18 protein-coding genes are annotated in these 16191 nt (G+C 69.9%); 7 read left to right on the top strand and 11 right to left on the bottom strand.

Annotated features, from left to right (window positions below; all coding sequences use genetic code 11):
* Positions 1–123 precede the first annotated feature (123 nt).
* Positions 124–447, bottom strand: coding sequence for an STAS domain-containing protein (locus ACZ51I_RS16950; RefSeq protein WP_030210572.1), 324 nt, complete (start codon positions 445–447; stop codon positions 124–126).
* A gap of 127 nt (positions 448–574) precedes the next feature.
* On the bottom strand, positions 575–1423 hold the full coding sequence (locus tag ACZ51I_RS16945) for a 3-hydroxyacyl-CoA dehydrogenase family protein (RefSeq protein WP_468876323.1): 849 nt from the start codon (positions 1421–1423) through the stop codon (positions 575–577).
* 230 nt (positions 1424–1653) lie between these two features.
* Here ACZ51I_RS16945 and ACZ51I_RS16940 point away from each other — a divergent pair, with 230 nt between their 5' ends.
* Positions 1654–2142: a hypothetical protein gene (locus tag ACZ51I_RS16940; RefSeq protein WP_468876321.1), complete on the top strand. Its 489-nt coding sequence runs from the start codon at positions 1654–1656 to the stop codon at positions 2140–2142.
* A 69-nt stretch (positions 2143–2211) separates the two neighbouring features.
* Here the strand turns inward: ACZ51I_RS16940 and ACZ51I_RS16935 are convergent, their stop codons facing one another.
* Positions 2212–2847 (bottom strand): TetR/AcrR family transcriptional regulator, encoded by a 636-nt coding sequence (locus ACZ51I_RS16935; RefSeq protein ID WP_468876320.1) that lies wholly within the window; start codon positions 2845–2847, stop codon positions 2212–2214.
* Positions 2848–2945: 98 nt separating this feature from the next.
* Here ACZ51I_RS16935 and ACZ51I_RS16930 point away from each other — a divergent pair, with 98 nt between their 5' ends.
* The 3 genes from ACZ51I_RS16930 to ACZ51I_RS16920 are packed head-to-tail and all read left to right on the top strand — an operon-like array spanning position 2946 to position 5064.
* A complete protein-coding gene (locus tag ACZ51I_RS16930; RefSeq protein WP_468876318.1) occupies positions 2946–3719 on the top strand; it encodes an ABC transporter ATP-binding protein in 774 nt (257 codons plus the stop codon).
* A gap of 9 nt (positions 3720–3728) precedes the next feature.
* Positions 3729–4478 carry an ABC transporter permease gene (locus tag ACZ51I_RS16925; protein ID WP_468876316.1) on the top strand — a complete coding sequence of 250 codons (750 nt, stop codon included), beginning with the start codon at positions 3729–3731 and terminating at the stop codon, positions 4476–4478.
* Positions 4479–4491: 13 nt separating this feature from the next.
* The gene (locus tag ACZ51I_RS16920) at positions 4492–5064 is read left to right on the top strand and encodes a cob(I)yrinic acid a,c-diamide adenosyltransferase (protein ID WP_468876314.1); all 573 of its coding nucleotides are present in this window, start codon (positions 4492–4494) and stop codon (positions 5062–5064) included.
* Here ACZ51I_RS16920 and ACZ51I_RS16915 read toward each other — a convergent pair.
* Positions 4984–5604 (bottom strand): hypothetical protein, encoded by a 621-nt coding sequence (locus tag ACZ51I_RS16915; RefSeq protein WP_468876312.1) that lies wholly within the window; start codon positions 5602–5604, stop codon positions 4984–4986. The two genes, ACZ51I_RS16920 and ACZ51I_RS16915, sit on opposite strands and share 81 nt — an antisense overlap.
* A 152-nt stretch (positions 5605–5756) precedes the next feature.
* Here ACZ51I_RS16915 and ACZ51I_RS16910 point away from each other — a divergent pair, with 152 nt between their 5' ends.
* From ACZ51I_RS16910 to ACZ51I_RS16900, 3 genes are all read left to right on the top strand, one after another.
* On the top strand, positions 5757–6935 hold the full coding sequence (locus ACZ51I_RS16910) for a sensor histidine kinase (RefSeq protein ID WP_468876310.1): 1179 nt from the start codon (positions 5757–5759) through the stop codon (positions 6933–6935).
* On the top strand, positions 6932–7585 hold the full coding sequence (locus ACZ51I_RS16905) for a response regulator (RefSeq protein WP_468876308.1): 654 nt from the start codon (positions 6932–6934) through the stop codon (positions 7583–7585). Before ACZ51I_RS16910 ends, ACZ51I_RS16905 begins: the two co-directional genes overlap by 4 nt.
* A gap of 123 nt (positions 7586–7708) precedes the next feature.
* Entirely contained in the window at positions 7709–9556 is a 1848-nt protein-coding gene (locus tag ACZ51I_RS16900; RefSeq protein ID WP_468876306.1) for a glycosyl hydrolase family 18 protein, read from the top strand.
* A gap of 55 nt (positions 9557–9611) precedes the next feature.
* On the opposite strand, the gene ACZ51I_RS16895 is transcribed toward ACZ51I_RS16900, so the two are convergent.
* The 7 genes from ACZ51I_RS16895 to ACZ51I_RS16865 all read right to left on the bottom strand — a co-directional run bounded on the left by ACZ51I_RS16895 (position 9612) and on the right by ACZ51I_RS16865 (position 16159).
* On the bottom strand, positions 9612–10058 hold the full coding sequence (locus ACZ51I_RS16895) for a DUF2550 domain-containing protein (protein ID WP_468876304.1): 447 nt from the start codon (positions 10056–10058) through the stop codon (positions 9612–9614).
* 146 nt (positions 10059–10204) lie between these two features.
* Positions 10205–10579, bottom strand: a complete 375-nt coding sequence (locus ACZ51I_RS16890; RefSeq protein WP_189799849.1) for a F0F1 ATP synthase subunit epsilon — start codon at positions 10577–10579, stop codon at positions 10205–10207.
* A gap of 111 nt (positions 10580–10690) precedes the next feature.
* Positions 10691–12133, bottom strand: a complete 1443-nt coding sequence (gene atpD / locus ACZ51I_RS16885; protein ID WP_468876302.1) for a F0F1 ATP synthase subunit beta — start codon at positions 12131–12133, stop codon at positions 10691–10693.
* Positions 12133–13050, bottom strand: coding sequence for a F0F1 ATP synthase subunit gamma (locus ACZ51I_RS16880; RefSeq protein WP_468876301.1), 918 nt, complete (start codon positions 13048–13050; stop codon positions 12133–12135). Before ACZ51I_RS16880 ends, atpD begins: the two co-directional genes overlap by 1 nt.
* Positions 13051–13070: 20 nt before the next feature.
* Positions 13071–14666 carry a F0F1 ATP synthase subunit alpha gene (gene atpA / locus ACZ51I_RS16875; protein WP_468876299.1) on the bottom strand — a complete coding sequence of 532 codons (1596 nt, stop codon included), beginning with the start codon at positions 14664–14666 and terminating at the stop codon, positions 13071–13073.
* A 135-nt stretch (positions 14667–14801) separates the two neighbouring features.
* Complete coding sequence (locus ACZ51I_RS16870) at positions 14802–15617, bottom strand: F0F1 ATP synthase subunit delta (RefSeq protein WP_468876297.1); 816 nt, start codon at positions 15615–15617, stop codon at positions 14802–14804.
* Positions 15614–16159 carry a F0F1 ATP synthase subunit B gene (locus tag ACZ51I_RS16865; RefSeq protein WP_468876295.1) on the bottom strand — a complete coding sequence of 182 codons (546 nt, stop codon included), beginning with the start codon at positions 16157–16159 and terminating at the stop codon, positions 15614–15616. The genes ACZ51I_RS16870 and ACZ51I_RS16865 overlap by 4 nt, the downstream gene beginning before the upstream one ends.
* Positions 16160–16191: the final 32 nt, after the last annotated feature.

Below are 16191 nucleotides of genomic sequence, written 5' to 3'. Positions count from 1 at the left end.
CGCCCGGGAACAGCCGGGGTGGCACCGAGACCAAGACGTCACGGTCTTGTGAGGATTGAGCGTGACGCCTGGTTCACACGGCTGCTTCACACTCGGCGGCGCCCGGTGGGGCGCGCCGGAGGGTCACACGCGGGGCAGGGACTCCAGGGCGAGGCCGCCCTCGATGGCGAGGATGCGGTGGAGCCGGGTGGCGACGAGGAGCCGCTGCATCTGGGGCGGCACCCCGCGCAGGACGAGGCGCCGGCCGCAGCGGCCGGCCCTCCGGTGGGCGCCCATGATGACGCCCAGTCCGGTCGCGTCCCAGGAGTCGAGGCCGGTCAGGTCGAGCACCAGGTCGCCGACTCCGTCGTCGACGGCCGAGTGCAGGACCGTACGGGCGTCCGCCGCGCTGCGCACGTCGAGGCGCCCCCCGACGACCAGCTCGACGTGGTCGCCCCTGATGTGCATATGCGCTCCCCGAGAGTGCTCCGTCTTCGCAACAACTGACTGCCACACCGGCAGATACGTTGCGCCTTGTCAGCGAACCGATACCGAAATTCACCCCACGGAGTGAGGGCGGGGTGGCGGGTCGGGCTCAGTACTTGTAGAAGCCCTGCCCGCTCTTGCGGCCGATGTCACCCGCGTCCACCATCCGGCGCATCAGCTCCGGCGGCGCGAACTTCTCGTCCTGGGACTCGGTGTAGATGTTGTTGGCGGCGTTCACCAGGATGTCGATGCCGGTGAGGTCGGCGGTGGCGAGCGGGCCCATGGCGTGGCCGAAGCCGAGCTTGCAGGCGATGTCGATGTCCTCGGCGGTGGCGACGCCCGACTCGTGGAGCTTGGCGGCCTCGACGACGAGGGCGGAGATGAGGCGGGTGGTGACGAAGCCGGCGACGTCGCGGTTGACGACGATGCAGGTCTTGCCGACCGACTCGGCGAACGCGCGGGCGGTGGCGAGGGTCTCGTCGCTCGTCTTGTAGCCGCGGACCAGCTCGACGAGCTGCATCATCGGCACCGGCGAGAAGAAGTGGACGCCGACGACGGCCTCGGGGCGCTCGGTCACCGCGGCGATCTTGGTGATCGGGATCGCGGAGGTGTTGGAGGCGAGGACGGCGCCGTCCTTGGCGATCTTGTCGAGCGAGCGGAAGATCTCGTGCTTGACGTCGAGGTTCTCGAAGACGGCCTCGACGACGACGTCCGCGTCGGCGACGGCGTCGAGCTCGGTGGTGGCGGTGATCCGGCCGAGCGCGGCCGCGGCGTCCTCGGCCGTGAGCTTGCCCTTGGCGACGAACTTGTCGTACGACGCCTTGATGCCGTCGGTGCCGCGGGTCAGGGCGGCGTCGGTGACGTCACGCAGGACGACGTCCCAGCCCGCCTGTGCCGAGACCTGCGCGATGCCGGACCCCATGAGTCCGGCCCCGATGACGGCGAGCTTCCTGGCCACGATGTTCCACCCCTTAACGCCTGTTCACTTCTGGCTCTCCGGCGGAGATTAGCGGTCGCGGGCCGCCGTGTGACCGTGAAGTAATGCGCGTCACGCCCTCTTTGACGGACGTCACACTCGCGACACCCCTCAGACCCCCCTGAGACCCCCACACCTCGCCTTATACCCCTAGGGGGTATAGAGTCTCCGGCATCCGTCCGGCGGTCGACGCCTGGAGAGGAGGTGCCGTCATGCGTCCGTACGCCCCTGGGGCCGCGCCCGCCCCGCTGCTGCTCCTGACCGGCATGGTCAGCCTGCAGTTCGGGTCCGCCTTCGCGAAACGTCTCTTCGAGGAGACCGGACCGACGGGCGCGACCCTGCTCCGCCTGCTCATCGCCGCCGCCCTGCTCTGCCTGCTGTCCCGGCCCGCGCCACGGCTGCTGAACAGCGGTACGGGCCCGGGGTTCCTGCCGCACGCGGTGAACCTGTCCTTCGAGGGCACGGACGCGCAGCAGCTGCTCCTGGAGGTCACGGACATCGCCGTGTCGACGGGTTCGGCGTGCAACAGCTCGGCGCAGGAGCCTTCGCACGTCCTGACGGCGGCCGGTCTCGCGCCGGAGCGGATCCGGGGCAGCATCCGGGTGGGCTTCGGCCGCTTCACCTCGGAGGAGGACGCCGTCCACGCGGCCCGCGCGCTGGCGGCCGGGGTATCGGGGCCGGCGGTGCGGGCGGCGGCCTGACGTCCGGTGATGCGGGGCCCGCCCGGGTGTGCCGAGCGGGCCCCGCGCGCGACGGAGCGGCGGCCGGCCTCAGGCCCGTACCGCGTACGACAAAACCTTCTCGCTCAGCAGCTCCTCGATCTCGTCGAGGAGGACGAGGGCCTCGCGGGAGACGGTGGTCGCCTTGCGTCCGGCGGTCATCTCCCGGGTGATGTAGCCGACGACGGTGTTCTCGATCCAGGCGAGCTGGCCGCCCACGAGCAGCGGAAGCGGGTCGTCGGCCGCGGCCCCGGTCTCCTCCCGGAGGGTGGTCACGACGGCCTCGTGGACCTGGTCGCGCAGGTGGAAGAGGCGGGCCTTGAGGGTGGGCGCGTGCTCGATGACGTTCATGAAGGCGTCGAAGCCGTCCATGAGCCCGTACGCCGGGGAGACGGCCCCGATGTCCTGGCGCAGCTCCCGCAGGACCGCCTGGGCGGCGGACTCGCCGCGGTCGCGGCCGCGGATCATCCGGGCGAGGCGCTGGGTGACGCCGTCCATCCGGTCGAGGAAGAGGTCCTCCTTGGCGGGGAAGTAGTTGTAGACGGTGTTGACGGAGACGTCCGCCGCCTCCGCGACGTCCGCGACGGTCACGGTGACGAAGCCGCGCTCCAGGAAGAGCCCGGTCGCGATGTCGGAGATCCGCTGCTTGGTCGCGCGCTTCTTGCGTTCCCTGAGTCCCTCGGCCATGGCTCCATCGTAGGCAATCCTAGGCTCCCTAAAACTTCGGTGGCTCTTTATTTTTGGTGACGTTGCAAAATTTCAGTGACTCTGTTTTTGTGGTCGGCATGCCCATCATCAGCACGGCCGGGCTCGCCCGGACCTTCTCGACCAGGAACGGCCCCGTGGAGGCCGTCCGAGGGATCGACCTGACCGTCCGGCCCGGCGAGATCCTCGGACTCCTCGGCCCGAACGGCGCCGGCAAGACCACCACCCTCCGGATGCTCACGACCCTCCTGCCGCCCACCGCCGGCGCCGCCACCGTCGCCGGCCACGACCTCCTCGGGGACCCCGCCGCCGTACGCCGGCGCATCGGGTACGTCGCCCAGTCCGGCGGTCTCGACCCCCAGGAGACCGTCCGCTCCGAGCTCGTCATGCAGGGCAGGCTCTACGGCCTGGACCGGACGGCCGCGGCGGCCCGCGCCGAGGAACTCGCGGCCGATCTCGGCCTCACCGACCTCCTCGACCGGAAGACCCCGGCGCTCTCCGGCGGCCAGCGCCGCCGGCTCGACCTCGCGATGGGCCTCACCCACCGCCCGGATGTCCTGTTCCTCGACGAGCCGACGACCGGCCTCGACCTCGGCAGCCGCGCCGACCTGTGGGCGCTGGTGCGGCGGCTGCGCGACGAGCACGGCACCACCGTCGTCCTCACCACGCACTACCTCGACGAGGCCGACGCCCTCGCCGACCGGCTCGTGATCGTCGACAAGGGAACGGTCGTCACCGAGGACACCCCCGCCGGCCTCAAGGCCGCGCACGGCGTGACCACCCTCCAGGAGGCCTTCCTCGCCGTCACCGGCCGCGGCCCCACCCCCGCCGACACCACCCCCGTAGCGGTCTAGGAGACCCCGATGCTGCTCCGCGACACCGCGCTCGTCTTCGGACGCTACGTCCGCCAGACCCTGCGCTCCCCGTTCCAGATCTTCTTCGGCACCCTGATGCCGCTGCTCTACCTGCTCTTCTTCGGACCGCTGCTCACCGGCCTCCCCCTGGGCCGCGAGGGCGACTCCTGGCAGATCCTCGTGCCCGGACTGCTGCTTCAGCTCGGCCTCTTCGGCGCCTCCTTCGCCGGCTTCTCGGTCATCATGGAGAAGAACTGGGGCGTGTTCGACCGGATGCGGGTCACTCCGGTGAGCCGGCTGGCCCTGCTGCTCGGCCGGGTCCTGCGGGACGCCGCGCTCTTCGTCTTCCAGGCGGTCCTGCTCGTCCTGGTGGCGGTCCCGATGGGTCTGAGGGCGCCGGTCGCCGGGATCCTCATCGGCTTCGGCTTCGTCGCCCTGCTCTCCGCCGCCCTCGCCTCGCTCTCGTACGCGCTGGCCCTGAAGCTGCGCACCCCGCAGGAGTTCGGCCCCGCGATCAACACGCTCGCGATGCCGGCGATGCTGCTGTCGGGCCTGATGCTGCCGATGGCCCTCGCCCCCGGCTGGCTCGACGTGATCTCGCACCTCATGCCGTTCCGCTATCTGGTGGACGCGGTCCGGGAGGCGTACATCGGTCACTACACGACACCGGCCATGCTGTACGGGGTGCTGGTCGCCCTCGGTCTGACGGCGCTCGCCGTGACGGTCGGCACACGCACGTTCCGGAGCGTCATCGCCTAACTAGGCTGGACCCATGGTCAATCTGACGCGCATCTACACCCGTACCGGCGACAAGGGCACCACGGCGCTCGGTGACATGAGCCGGACCGCCAAGACCGATCTGCGGATCTCGGCCTACGCCGACGCCAACGAGGCCAACGCCGCCATCGGGACGGCCATCGCCCTCGGCCGGCTCGACGAGGAGGTCGTGAAGGTCCTCGTACGGATCCAGAACGACCTCTTCGACGTGGGCGCGGACCTGTGCACGCCGGTGGTGGAGAACCCGGAGTTCCCGCCGCTGCGCGTCGAGCAGGCGTACGTCGACAAGCTGGAGGCCGACTGCGACCGCTTCCTGGAGGGTCTGGAGAAGCTGCGCTCCTTCATCCTGCCCGGCGGCACGCCCGGTGCGGCGCTGCTGCACCAGGCGTGCACGGTGGTCCGGCGGGCGGAGCGCTCCACCTGGGCGGCCCTGGAGGTGCACGGCGAGACGATGAACGCCCTGACCGCGACCTATCTGAACCGGCTATCAGACCTGCTCTTCATTCTCGCGCGCACCGCCAACAAGGAGATCGGGGACGTGCTCTGGGTCCCGGGTGGCGACCGCTGATCCGGTCTCCGGCTCCTTCTTCGGCCGGACGAAATAGCTGAGCGCGATCAGACCGTGGATGCCGACGGCCCGCCAGGCGCCGTACATCCAGCTCCGCAGACCGGCGGTGTTCCCGTCGTCGCCCACGTACCAGGCGGCGAGGAGCAGCAGGACCGTGGCGACGGCGCCGCCGGCCAGCGTGCCCAGCCAGATCCTGCCCTCGTGACGGGCGTGCGCCCTGCCGTACCTCGGGGGCTTCGGGGGCGGCGGGCCGCCGCCGATGCGGTGGGCGGCGTGGCCGTCGAGCCATTTCACGGTGCGGTGGCCGTGGCCGACGGTGTAGCCGATGTACAGCGCGGCGAGGCCGTGCTCCCAGCTCGGATCGGCGCCGTTCTTGAGGTCGATCGCCGTGGCGACGAGGAGCACGATCTCCAGGACCGGCTCGGCGAACAGCAGCGCCATGCCCGTCCGGGGCATCTTCAGGAGGTAGCGGGTGGCGAGGCCGGCGGCCAGCAGGACCCAGAAGCCGACCTCGCAGAGCACGATCAGCGTGACGATCACGGCGTTTCCCCTCTCGGTTCCCCCTCAGCGTCCCGTGCGCCCCGGGCCGGTTCGTCGTCGCCGATGACGAATCCCGTCTACATCCTTCGGCGGAGGGGCGGATCGGCCCGGACGAGGAGGTCCGGGCCCGGAACGGCGTGTTGGATGAGTACGTGACGCTCCCCCGCCCGCACCCCGTCGACCTGTCCATCGCCGCCACCGGCCTCCTCGGCGGCCTGGTCCTGTGGTCGTACGGGCTGCACACCCAGGTGGACCGGCTCGTCACGGAGCGCTGGGCGGCTCTGGTGCCGATGGTGGTGATGGCCGGGTGCGAGGCGCTGCGCCGTGCGGCGCCCAGGACGGCGCTGGACATCGGGACGCTCGCGATCGTGGCGGACCAGTTCACGTACGGGAGCCTGGCCACCGTCCTCATGTTCACGGACGTCGTCTACGCGGCCGTCGTGTACGGGCCGCCCGCCCACGCCCGCCGCCTCCCGTACACCACCGGCCTCGTCACGGTCGCGGTGACCGTCGGCTTCCTCGTCTGGTGGCAGAACGCGTTCGCGCTGCTCGTCGGGGTGCTCACCGGCATGATCTCCTTCCTGCCCGCGATCACCGGCGCGGTCGTCCGCAACCACCGGGAGGCGGCGGACGCCGCCCGGCTGCGGGCCGAGCAGACGGCGCTGCTCGCCGAGATGGACCGGGCGCAGGCGGTCGTGGCCGAGCGGGCCAGGATGGCGCGGGAGCTGCACGACATGGTGGCGAACCACCTCTCGGCGATCGCGATCCACTCCACGGCCGCGCTCTCCCTCGACGAGCCGGCCACCACCCGGCAGGCGCTGACCGTGATCCGGGAGAACAGCGTGGCGGGCCTCGCCGAGATGCGGCGGCTCATCGGGCTGCTGCGGGACAGCGGCGGGGAGCAGGAGCCGGGGGCCGTGCCGAGCCTGGACGCCCTGGACCGGCTGCTGGCGCGGGCCCGGAGGAACGGCTCGGCCGGCGGTCTTGAATTCGTCCTGGAGGACACCCGTCCGCCGGGCGGCTCGCTGCCGGCGCCGGTGGAGCTGGCCGCGTACCGGATCGTGCAGGAGTCGCTGACCAACGCGGTGAAGCACGCCGCCCCCGGTACCGTCGTCGTGCGGGTCGGCCGGTCGGACGGGGTGCTGACGGTGGCGGTGGACTCGCCGTACGGGGAGCGGCCGGGGCCGCGTGCGCCGGGCACGGGTTCGGGTCTGGTGGGGATGCGGGAGCGCACGGAGCTGCTCGGCGGGGAGTTCCGCGCGGCGGCGTCGGGAGCGGTCTGGCAGGTGCGGGCGGCACTGCCCGCGGAGGAGAAGGCGGGGAACGCATGACGATCCGGGTGGTCGTGGCCGAGGACCAGTCCGCGGTACGGGCCGGGCTCGTGCTGATCCTGGGCAGCGCGCCGGACATCGAGGTGGTCGGCGAGGCGGCGGACGGCGAGCGGGCGGTGGAGCTGGCGCGCGAACTGCGTCCGGACCTGGTCCTGATGGACGTGCAGATGCCGCGGATGGACGGGGTGACGGCGACCGGCATCGTCGTCACGGAGGGTCTGGCCGACGTCCTCGTCCTGACGACCTTCGACCTCGACGCGTATGTGTTCGGGGCGCTGCGGGCGGGCGCCGCGGGCTTCCTGCTCAAGAACGCGGAGGCCGGGGAGCTGATCGAGGCGGTACGGACGGTGGGGCGCGGCGAGGGTCTGATCGCCCCGGCGGTGACCCGGCGGCTCCTCGCGGAGTTCGCCGCGACCGGCCGTCCGGCGCGGGCCGGGCGGGAGACGGATCCGGCCGTACTGGACGTGCTGACGCCCCGTGAGCGGGAGGTGCTGTCGGCGCTCGGCCTGGGTCTGTCGAACGCGGAGATCGCGGTACGGCTCGACATGGCGGAGGCGACGGTGAAGACGCACGTCAGCAAGGTGCTGGGGAAGCTGGAGCTGCGGAGCCGGGTCCAAGCGGCGGTGCTGGCGCAGGAGTTGGGTGTCTGAGGGGAGCACGGCGACGTTGGTCTGGACCTCTTGACGATTGGTCCAGACCTTCCTACGCTCGCGGGGCGCGCGCAACTTCACGGACCACCCCCACCTTGTCCGTCCGCAACTTGAGGAGCACCGTTGAGCACTCAAGCACCGACGCGCAGAACAGGGTTCAGACACCGGACCGCCGCCGGACTGACCGCCCTGATCCTGCCGCTGGCCGCCATGGTCGGCCTCGCCTCCCCCGCCGAAGCCGCCGACTCGGCCACCGCGACCTACACCAAGCCCCAGGACTGGGGCACCGGCTTCGAGGGCAAGTGGACGGTGAAGAACACCGGCACCACCACCCTCACCTCCTGGACCGTCGAGTGGGACTACCCCTCCGGCACCGCCGTCACCTCCGCGTGGGACGCCACCGTCACCGGCTCCGGCACCCACTGGACCGCCAAGAACGTCGGCTGGAACGGCACCCTCGCCCCCGGTGCCTCCGTCTCCTTCGGTTACAACGGCACCGGCTCCGGTGCGCCCACCGGCTGCAAGATCAACGGCGCTCCCTGCGACGGCACCACCCAGCCGGGCGACAAGCCGCCCACGGCCCCGGGCACCCCGGTCGCCTCGAACATCACCGACACCTCGGCGAAGCTCACCTGGACCGCGGCCACCGACGACAAGGGCGTCAAGAACTACGACGTCCTGCGCGACGGCACCAAGGTGACCACCACGACCGGCCTCACGTACACGGACCAGGGCCTGACCGCCGGCACCGACTACAGCTACACCGTCGTCGCCCGCGACACGACCGACCAGACCGGCCCCGCCGCCGGCCCGGTCGCCGTCCGCACCACCGGCGGGGGCGGCGGCCAGCCCCTCCCGAACGCCGTGAAGATGGGCTACTTCGCCAACTGGGGCGTCTACGGGCGCAATTACCACGTGAAGAACATCGTGACCTCGGGCTCCGCGTCCAAGATCACCCACATCAACTACGCCTTCGGCAACGTCACCGGCGGCAAGTGCACCATCGGTGACGCCTACGCCGACTACGACAAGGCCTACACCGCCGACCAGTCCGTCGACGGCGTCGCCGACACCTGGGACCAGCCGCTGCGCGGCAACTTCAACCAGCTCCGCAAGCTGAAGAAGGCCTACCCGAACATCAAGATCCTGTGGTCCTTCGGCGGCTGGACCTGGTCCGGCGGCTTCGGCCAGGCCGTGCAGAACCCGACCGCCTTCGCGCAGTCCTGCTACGACCTCGTCGAGGACCCGCGCTGGGCCGACGTCTTCGACGGCATCGACCTGGACTGGGAGTACCCCAACGCCTGCGGCCTGTCCTGCGACACCAGCGGCGCGGCCTCCTTCAAGAACATGATGCAGGCCATGCGCGCCAAGTTCGGTGCCAACAACCTGGTCACCGCGGCCGTCACGGCCGACGCCTCCGCCGGCGGCAAGATCGACGCCGCCGACTACGCGGGCGCCGCGCCGTACATGAACTGGTTCAACGTCATGACGTACGACTTCTTCGGCGCCTGGGCGGCGAAGGGCCCGACGGCCCCGCACTCCCCCCTCACCTCGTACGCCGGCATCCCGCAGGCGGGCTTCAACTCCGCCGAGGCGATCGCGAAGTTCAAGGCGAAGGGCGTCCCCGCCAACAAGCTGCTGCTCGGCATCGGCTTCTACGGCCGCGGCTGGACCGGCGTCACCCAGTCCGCCCCGGGCGGCACGGCGACGGGGCCGGCCGCCGGCACGTACGAGCAGGGCATCGAGGACTACAAGGTCCTCAAGAACTCCTGCCCGGCCAACGGCACCGTCGCGGGCACCGCGTACGCCCACTGCGGCACCAACTGGTGGAGCTACGACACCCCCGCCACCGTGACCTCCAAGATGAGCTGGGCCAAGAACCAGGGCCTCGGCGGAGCGTTCTTCTGGGAGTTCAGCGGTGACACCGGCAACGGCGAGCTGGTCGGCGCCATCAACACCGGCCTGAGCTAGCCCGGAGACGAGAAGCGGGGACGGCGCAGCACGCCGTCCCCGCTTCTTTCATGTCCTAAGCGACATTCACCCTCTGCCCGGGCGGCGCCGCCTCCAGCCAGGCCATGAAGCCCGTCCGGGCGTCCTCGCTCATCGCGAGCTCCAGGCGGACGCCCTCGTACATACAGGGCTGGATCACGGCGTCGGAGAGCAGCGCGAGCTCCTCCTCGCCCTCAGGCATCCGGCGCTCTAGGGCCACGATGGAGGAGCGCTCCAGGGTCCGGCGCGGGCGGGGCGAGTACGAGAAGACACGGAACCAGGCGATCTCGTCACCGCTGTAGCGGGCGACGCCGTACACCCAGCCCTTGCCGGTCGGATCCGGCTCGTCGGGGATGTCCCAGCGCAGAGAACAGTCGAAGGTGCCGCCGGCGCGCTGGATCAGTCTCCGGCGCAAGCCGAAGACGAAGAGCCCGATCACCACCAGTGCGACGACCAGGCCGCACACGAGCAGAGCGAGGAACATCTTCACCGACCTCCTCGCTGCGTCCCGTAGCCGGCACGGCCGGCAGAACCGAATACAACCTGCATCTGCATCGCCTCAGCCGCGACACGCTCCGGAGTATTCCGGACCGTGCCGCGGCTGAGGGCACTCCTGCTCGGCGCGGTCCGCTAGCGGACCGATACCGCGCGCAGCCGGACCTCGGCGCGCCGCTCGGCGGCGGCGTCGGAGTCCGTCTTCGCACGCTCCAGCGCGCGCTCGGCGCGCTGGGCGTCGATCTCGTCCGCCAGCTCGCAGATCTCCGCGAGCAGCGACAGCTTGTCGTCCGCGAACGAGATGAATCCTCCGTGGACGGCGGCGACGACGGTCGCGCCCTCGCTCGTACGGATGGTCACCGGGCCCGACTCCAGCACACCGAGCAGCGGCTGGTGGCCGGGCATGACGCCGATGTCGCCGGAGGTGGTACGCGCGATGACCAGGGTGGCCTCGCCGGACCAGACACTCCGGTCCGCGGCGACCAGCTCGACATGCAGCTCAGCAGCCAAGGGTGGCTCCTCGGGTCACCACCCGGCGGTCGTGCCGGGTGTTGGGGTCAATTCTAGGGGGCGTGGCGAGGGGGACGGGACGGATCCCGCCCCCCTCGGCGAGCACGAGGCTCAGGAGACGCCGAGCTCCTTGGCGTTGTTCTTGAGGTCCTCAAGACCACCGCACATGAAGAACGCCTGCTCCGGGAAGTGGTCGAACTCACCGTCGCAGATCGCGTTGAACGCGGCGATCGACTCGTCGAGCGGAACGTCCGAACCGTCCACACCGGTGAACTGCTTCGCCGCGTGGGTGTTCTGGGACAGGAAGCGCTCGACACGGCGGGCGCGGTGGACGACGAGCTTGTCCTCCTCGCTCAGCTCGTCGATACCGAGGATCGCGATGATGTCCTGGAGGTCCTTGTACTTCTGCAGGATTCCCTTGACGCGCGTGGCGGCGTCGTAGTGGTCCTGCGCGATGTAGCGCGGGTCCAGGATCCGGGACGTGGAGTCCAGCGGGTCCACGGCCGGGTAGATGCCCTTCTCGGAGATCGGACGGGAGAGAACCGTCGTCGCGTCGAGGTGGGCGAAGGTGGTCGCCGGCGCCGGGTCCGTGAGGTCGTCGGCGGGGACGTAGATCGCCTGCATCGAGGTGATCGAGTGACCACGGGTCGAGGTGATGCGCTCCTGGAGGAGACCCATCTCGTCGGCCAGGTTCGGCTGGTAGCCCACCGCGGAGGGCATACGGCCGAGCAGGGTCGACACCTCGGAACCGGCCTGCGTGAAGCGGAAGATGTTGTCGATGAAGAACAGCACGTCCTGCTTCTGCACATCGCGGAAGTACTCCGCCATGGTCAGACCGGCGAGGGCCACACGGAGACGGGTGCCCGGGGGCTCGTCCATCTGGCCGAAGACCAGCGCGGTCTTGTCAAGAACGCCGGACTCCTCCATCTCCGCGATGAGGTCGTTGCCCTCACGGGTGCGCTCGCCGACGCCGGCGAAGACGGAAACGCCCTCGTGCAGCTTCGCCACACGCATGATCATTTCCTGGATCAGAACGGTCTTGCCGACACCGGCGCCACCGAACAGACCGATCTTTCCACCCTTGACGTACGGGGTGAGAAGGTCGACGACCTTCAGGCCGGTCTCGAACATCTCGGTCTTCGACTCGAGGTCCGCGAACGCCGGAGCCTTGCGGTGGATGGACCAGCGCTCGCCGACCTCCGACTCCGCCTCGGGCTCGTTCAGGATCTGACCCAGCGTGTTGAACACGCGGCCCTTGGTGACGTCGCCGACGGGCACCGTGATGCCGTCGCCGGTGTCGACCACGGGGGCCTGGCGGACCAGACCGTCGGTGGGCTGCATCGAGATGGTACGGACGATGCCGTCACCGAGGTGCTGCGCGACCTCGAGGGTCAGCGTCTTGATCGCGCCCTCCTCGGCCGGGTCGGCGACCTCGACGTGCAGGGCGTTGTAGATCTCCGGCATCGCGTCGACGGGGAACTCCACGTCGACGACCGGGCCGATGACCCGGGCGACGCGGCCCGTGGCGGCGGCCGTCTCAACAGTGGTCGTCATTACTTGTCACTCCCCGCGGTCGCGTCGGCCAGGGCTGCGGTGCCACCGACGATCTCGCTGATTTCCTGGGTGATTTCGGCCTGGCGGGCCGCGTTGGCAAGTCGGGAGAGATTGTTGATCAAGTCTCCCGCGTTGTCGGTCGCCGACTTCATCGCGCGGCGCGTGGCGGCGTGCTTGGAGGCAGCCGACTGGAGCAGCGCGTTGTAGATCCGGCTCTCGACGTAGCGCGGCAGAAGGGCGTCGAGGACGTCCTCCGCCGACGGCTCGAAGTCGTACAGCGGACGGAGGGTGTCCGGCTCGCCGGCCTCCTTCGCCACCTCGTCGAGGCTGAGGGGCAGCAGCCGGGCCTCGACCGCCGTCTGGGTCATCATCGAGACGAACTCGGTGTAGATGATGTGGAGCTCGTCCACACCGCCCTCGGCCGTGTCCTTCTCGATCGCCTCGATCAGCGGGGCCGCGATCTTCTTGGCGTCCGCGTACGTGGGCTCGTCCGTGAAGCCGGTCCACGTGTCGCTCAGCTTCCGCTCACGGAAGTTGAAGTGCGCGACACCACGGCGGCCGACGACATAGATGTCGACCGTGCGGCCCTCGCCCTCCAGCTTCTTGATGAGCTTCTCCGCCGCCTTGATGGCGTTGGAGTTGAAGGCACCGGCCAGACCGCGGTCGCTCGAGAGGAGCAGGACCGCGGCACGGCTCGGGTTCTCCGCCTCGGTGGTCAGCGGGTGCTTGTCGTTCGCACCCGTGGCCACCGCCGTGACCGCGCGCGTGAGCTCGGTCGCGTACGGAGTCGACGCCTGCACCTTGCGCTGCGCCTTGACGACACGCGAGGCGGCGATCATCTCCATCGCCTTGGTGATCTTCTTCGTCGCGGTGACGGATTTGATGCGACGCTTGTAGACCCGGAGCTGCGCTCCCATGAGTCAGGTCCCTTCCGTCGTCACTTCGAGACGTTGACGGCGGGAGCGTCTGCGCCGAGCAGCTTGCCGTCAGACGTCTCGAACTGCTGCTTGAACTCCGCGATGGCGTCGGCGACGGCCGTCAGGGTGTCGTCCGACATCTTCTTGCCCTCACGGATGGAGGTCATGAGACCGGAGTGGTTCTGGCGGAGGTACGCCAGGAGCTCGGCCTCGAAACGACGGATGTCGGCGACCGGGACGTCGTCCATCTTGCCGGTGGTGCCGGCCCAGACCGAGACGACCTGGTTCTCCGTGGGCATCGGCTGGTACTGAGCCTGCTTGAGCAGCTCGACCATGCGCTGACCACGCTCCAGCTGCGCCTTCGAGGCAGCGTCCAGGTCCGAACCGAAGGCCGCGAAGGCCTCCAGCTCACGGAACTGGGCCAGGTCCACGCGGAGGCGGCCGGCGATCTGCTTCATGGCCGGGTGCTGGGCGGAGCCACCGACTCGGGAGACCGAGATACCGACGTTCAGGGCCGGGCGCTGGCCGGCGTTGAACAGGTCGGACTCCAGGAAGCACTGGCCGTCGGTGATGGAGATGACGTTGGTCGGGATGAACGCGGAGACGTCGTTGGCCTTCGTCTCGACGATCGGCAGACCGGTCATCGAACCCGCGCCCAGCTCGTCCGAGAGCTTCGCGCAGCGCTCGAGGAGACGGGAGTGCAGGTAGAAGACGTCACCCGGGTAGGCCTCACGGCCCGGCGGGCGGCGCAGCAGCAGCGACACGGCGCGGTAGGCGTCGGCCTGCTTCGACAGGTCGTCGAACACGATCAGGACGTGCTTGCCCTGGTACATCCAGTGCTGACCGATGGCGGAACCGGTGTACGGCGCCAGGTACTTGAAGCCGGCCGGGTCGGACGCCGGGGCGGCGACGATCGTCGTGTACTCGAGCGCGCCGGCCTCTTCCAGGGCGCCGCGAACGGACGCGATGGTCGAGCCCTTCTGGCCGATGGCGACGTAGATGCAGCGGACCTGCTTGTTCACGTCGCCCGAGCGCCAGTTGTCACGCTGGTTGATGATCGTGTCGACGCACAGCGCGGTCTTGCCGGTCTGACGGTCACCGATGATCAGCTGACGCTGACCACGGCCGACCGGCGTCATGGCGTCGACGGCCTTGTAGCCGGTCTCCATCGGCTCGTGCACCGACTTACGGGCCATAACGCCCGGGGCCTGCAGCTCGAGGGCGCGGCGGCCCTCGGTCGCGATCTCGCCGAGACCGTCGATCGGGTTGCCGAGCGGGTCGACGACGCGACCCAGGTATCCCTCACCGACACCGACGGAGAGGACCTCGCCGGTGCGCTGCACCGACTGTCCCTCCTCGATACCGCTGAACTCGCCGAGGACGATCGCGCCGATCTCGCGCTCTTCGAGGTTCAGCGCGAGACCGAGGGTCCCGTCCTCGAACTTCAGCAGCTCGTTCGCCATGGCCGAGGGAAGACCCTCGACCTTCGCGATACCGTCACCGGCCAGGCTGACCGTGCCGACCTCCTCGCGCGAGGCCGCGTCCGGCTGGTACGACTGGACGAAGTTCTCCAGTGCGTCCCGGATCTCCTCCGGCCGGATCGTGAGCTCCGCCATCTGGGTTCCCTGCTCTCCTTGTTGGGCCCGAAGTTTCTTAAGGGGTCTGGGGGCCGACCCCCAGGAATCTTCTGCAATCTCTGCACGGCCCAACCGGGCCGCTGGTGATGCTTGTTCTTTTGCTGGCTGCGGCCGTCAGCCGGCCAGTCGACGGGTCGCCTCGCCGAGGCGCTCCGCGATGGAACCGTCGATGACCTCGTCGCCGACCCGCACGGTGATCCCGCCGAGGACCGAGGGGTCCACGTCCAGGTTCAGGTGCATCTCGCGGCCGTACAGCTTGGCGAGGACGGCACCGAGGCGCTGCTTCTGCCGGTCCGACAGCGGCACCGCCGAGGTGACGACGGCGACCATCCGGTTCCGGCGCGCCGCGGCGAGCTTGGACAGGGACTCGAGTCCCGCTTCCAGGCTACGTCCCCGGGGCTGGGTCACCAGACGGACGACCAGACGCTCGGTGGTCGCGTGGGCCTTGCCGCCGAGCAGGCTGCGGAGCAGCGTGCTCTTCGCGGGGGCCGTGGCGGCCTTGTCCGTCAGCGCCGAGCGGAGCTCGGTGCTGGAGGACACGATCCGGCCGAACCGGAACAGCTCGTCCTCGACGTCGTCCAGCGCGCCCGCCTTCTGCGCCGCGGTGAGGTCGGCGGTGTTCGCCAGCTCCTCGGCCGCGTCGACCAGGTCGCGCGAGCGCGACCAGCGGGAACGGACCATGCCGGAGACCAGGTCGACGGTCTCGCCGCCCACCTGTCCGCGGAGGAGTCGCTGCGCGAGCTCGGCCTTGGCCTCACCCGACTGCGCGGGGTCGGTCAGGACCCGGCGCAGCGACACCTCGCGGTCGAGCAGCACGGTGACGGCGGCCAGCTCGTCCGCGAGCTTCGTCGCGTCGACCGGGGTGTTGTCGGTCAGCGCGTCGAGGGACTCACGGGCGGCGGACAGTGCCTCGCGGCTCGCTCCGTTCATCGGACAGCCTCGGCCTTCTCCTCGAGCTCGTCGAGGAAGCGGTCGATGGTGCGGCTCTGGAGGGCGATGTCCTCGAGGGACTCGCCGACCAGCTTGCCGGCCAGGTCGGTGGCGAGCTTGCCCACGTCCTGGCGCAGCGACGCCGACGCGGACTTGCGGTCGGCCTCGATCTGCGCGTGACCGGCCGCGATGATCTCCTCGCGCTGGCGCTGGCCTTCCGCCTTCATCTCCTGGATGATCGCGGTGCCCTGCTCCGTGGCCTCCTGGCGAAGACGCGCGGCCTCGTGGCGAGCCTCGGCGAGCTGGGCCTTGTACTGCTCCAGCACACTCTGAGCCTCGATCTGGGCCGACTCGGCCTTCTCGATGCCACCCTCGATGGCCTCGCGGCGCTCTTCCAGAACCTTGTTGATGTTCGGGAGGAGCTTCTTGGCGAGGAAGCCGAAGACGATGACGAAGGCGATCAGGCCGATGACGAGCTCGTCGAGATGCGGGATGAGAGGAGGCTGCGCCTCTTCACCCTGCGCAAGAAGCAGAGCGTTCACATCAGTGCCTTCCGTAAAAAGAATCGGGCAGT

The sequence above is a fragment of the Streptomyces sp. NPDC034084 genome (assembly GCF_055575535.1).
This window is presented reverse-complemented; position numbering and strand designations above follow the sequence as displayed.

What these genes read in the sequence shown, in the direction of transcription:
- ACZ51I_RS16950 (WP_030210572.1), bottom strand. Translation starts at nt 447, where the DNA reads ATGCACATCAGGGGCGACCACGTCGAGCTGGTCGTCGGGGGGCGCCTC.
- ACZ51I_RS16940 (WP_468876321.1), top strand. Translation starts at nt 1,654, where the DNA reads ATGCGTCCGTACGCCCCTGGGGCCGCGCCCGCCCCGCTGCTGCTCCTG.
- ACZ51I_RS16935 (WP_468876320.1), bottom strand. Translation starts at nt 2,847, where the DNA reads ATGGCCGAGGGACTCAGGGAACGCAAGAAGCGCGCGACCAAGCAGCGG.
- ACZ51I_RS16930 (WP_468876318.1), top strand. Translation starts at nt 2,946, where the DNA reads ATGCCCATCATCAGCACGGCCGGGCTCGCCCGGACCTTCTCGACCAGG.
- ACZ51I_RS16925 (WP_468876316.1), top strand. Translation starts at nt 3,729, where the DNA reads ATGCTGCTCCGCGACACCGCGCTCGTCTTCGGACGCTACGTCCGCCAG.
- ACZ51I_RS16920 (WP_468876314.1), top strand. Translation starts at nt 4,492, where the DNA reads ATGGTCAATCTGACGCGCATCTACACCCGTACCGGCGACAAGGGCACC.
- ACZ51I_RS16905 (WP_468876308.1), top strand. Translation starts at nt 6,932, where the DNA reads ATGACGATCCGGGTGGTCGTGGCCGAGGACCAGTCCGCGGTACGGGCC.
- ACZ51I_RS16895 (WP_468876304.1), bottom strand. Translation starts at nt 10,058, where the DNA reads ATGTTCCTCGCTCTGCTCGTGTGCGGCCTGGTCGTCGCACTGGTGGTG.
- atpD (WP_468876302.1), bottom strand. Translation starts at nt 12,133, where the DNA reads ATGACGACCACTGTTGAGACGGCCGCCGCCACGGGCCGCGTCGCCCGG.
- ACZ51I_RS16880 (WP_468876301.1), bottom strand. Translation starts at nt 13,050, where the DNA reads ATGGGAGCGCAGCTCCGGGTCTACAAGCGTCGCATCAAATCCGTCACC.
- atpA (WP_468876299.1), bottom strand. Translation starts at nt 14,666, where the DNA reads ATGGCGGAGCTCACGATCCGGCCGGAGGAGATCCGGGACGCACTGGAG.
- ACZ51I_RS16870 (WP_468876297.1), bottom strand. Translation starts at nt 15,617, where the DNA reads ATGAACGGAGCGAGCCGCGAGGCACTGTCCGCCGCCCGTGAGTCCCTC.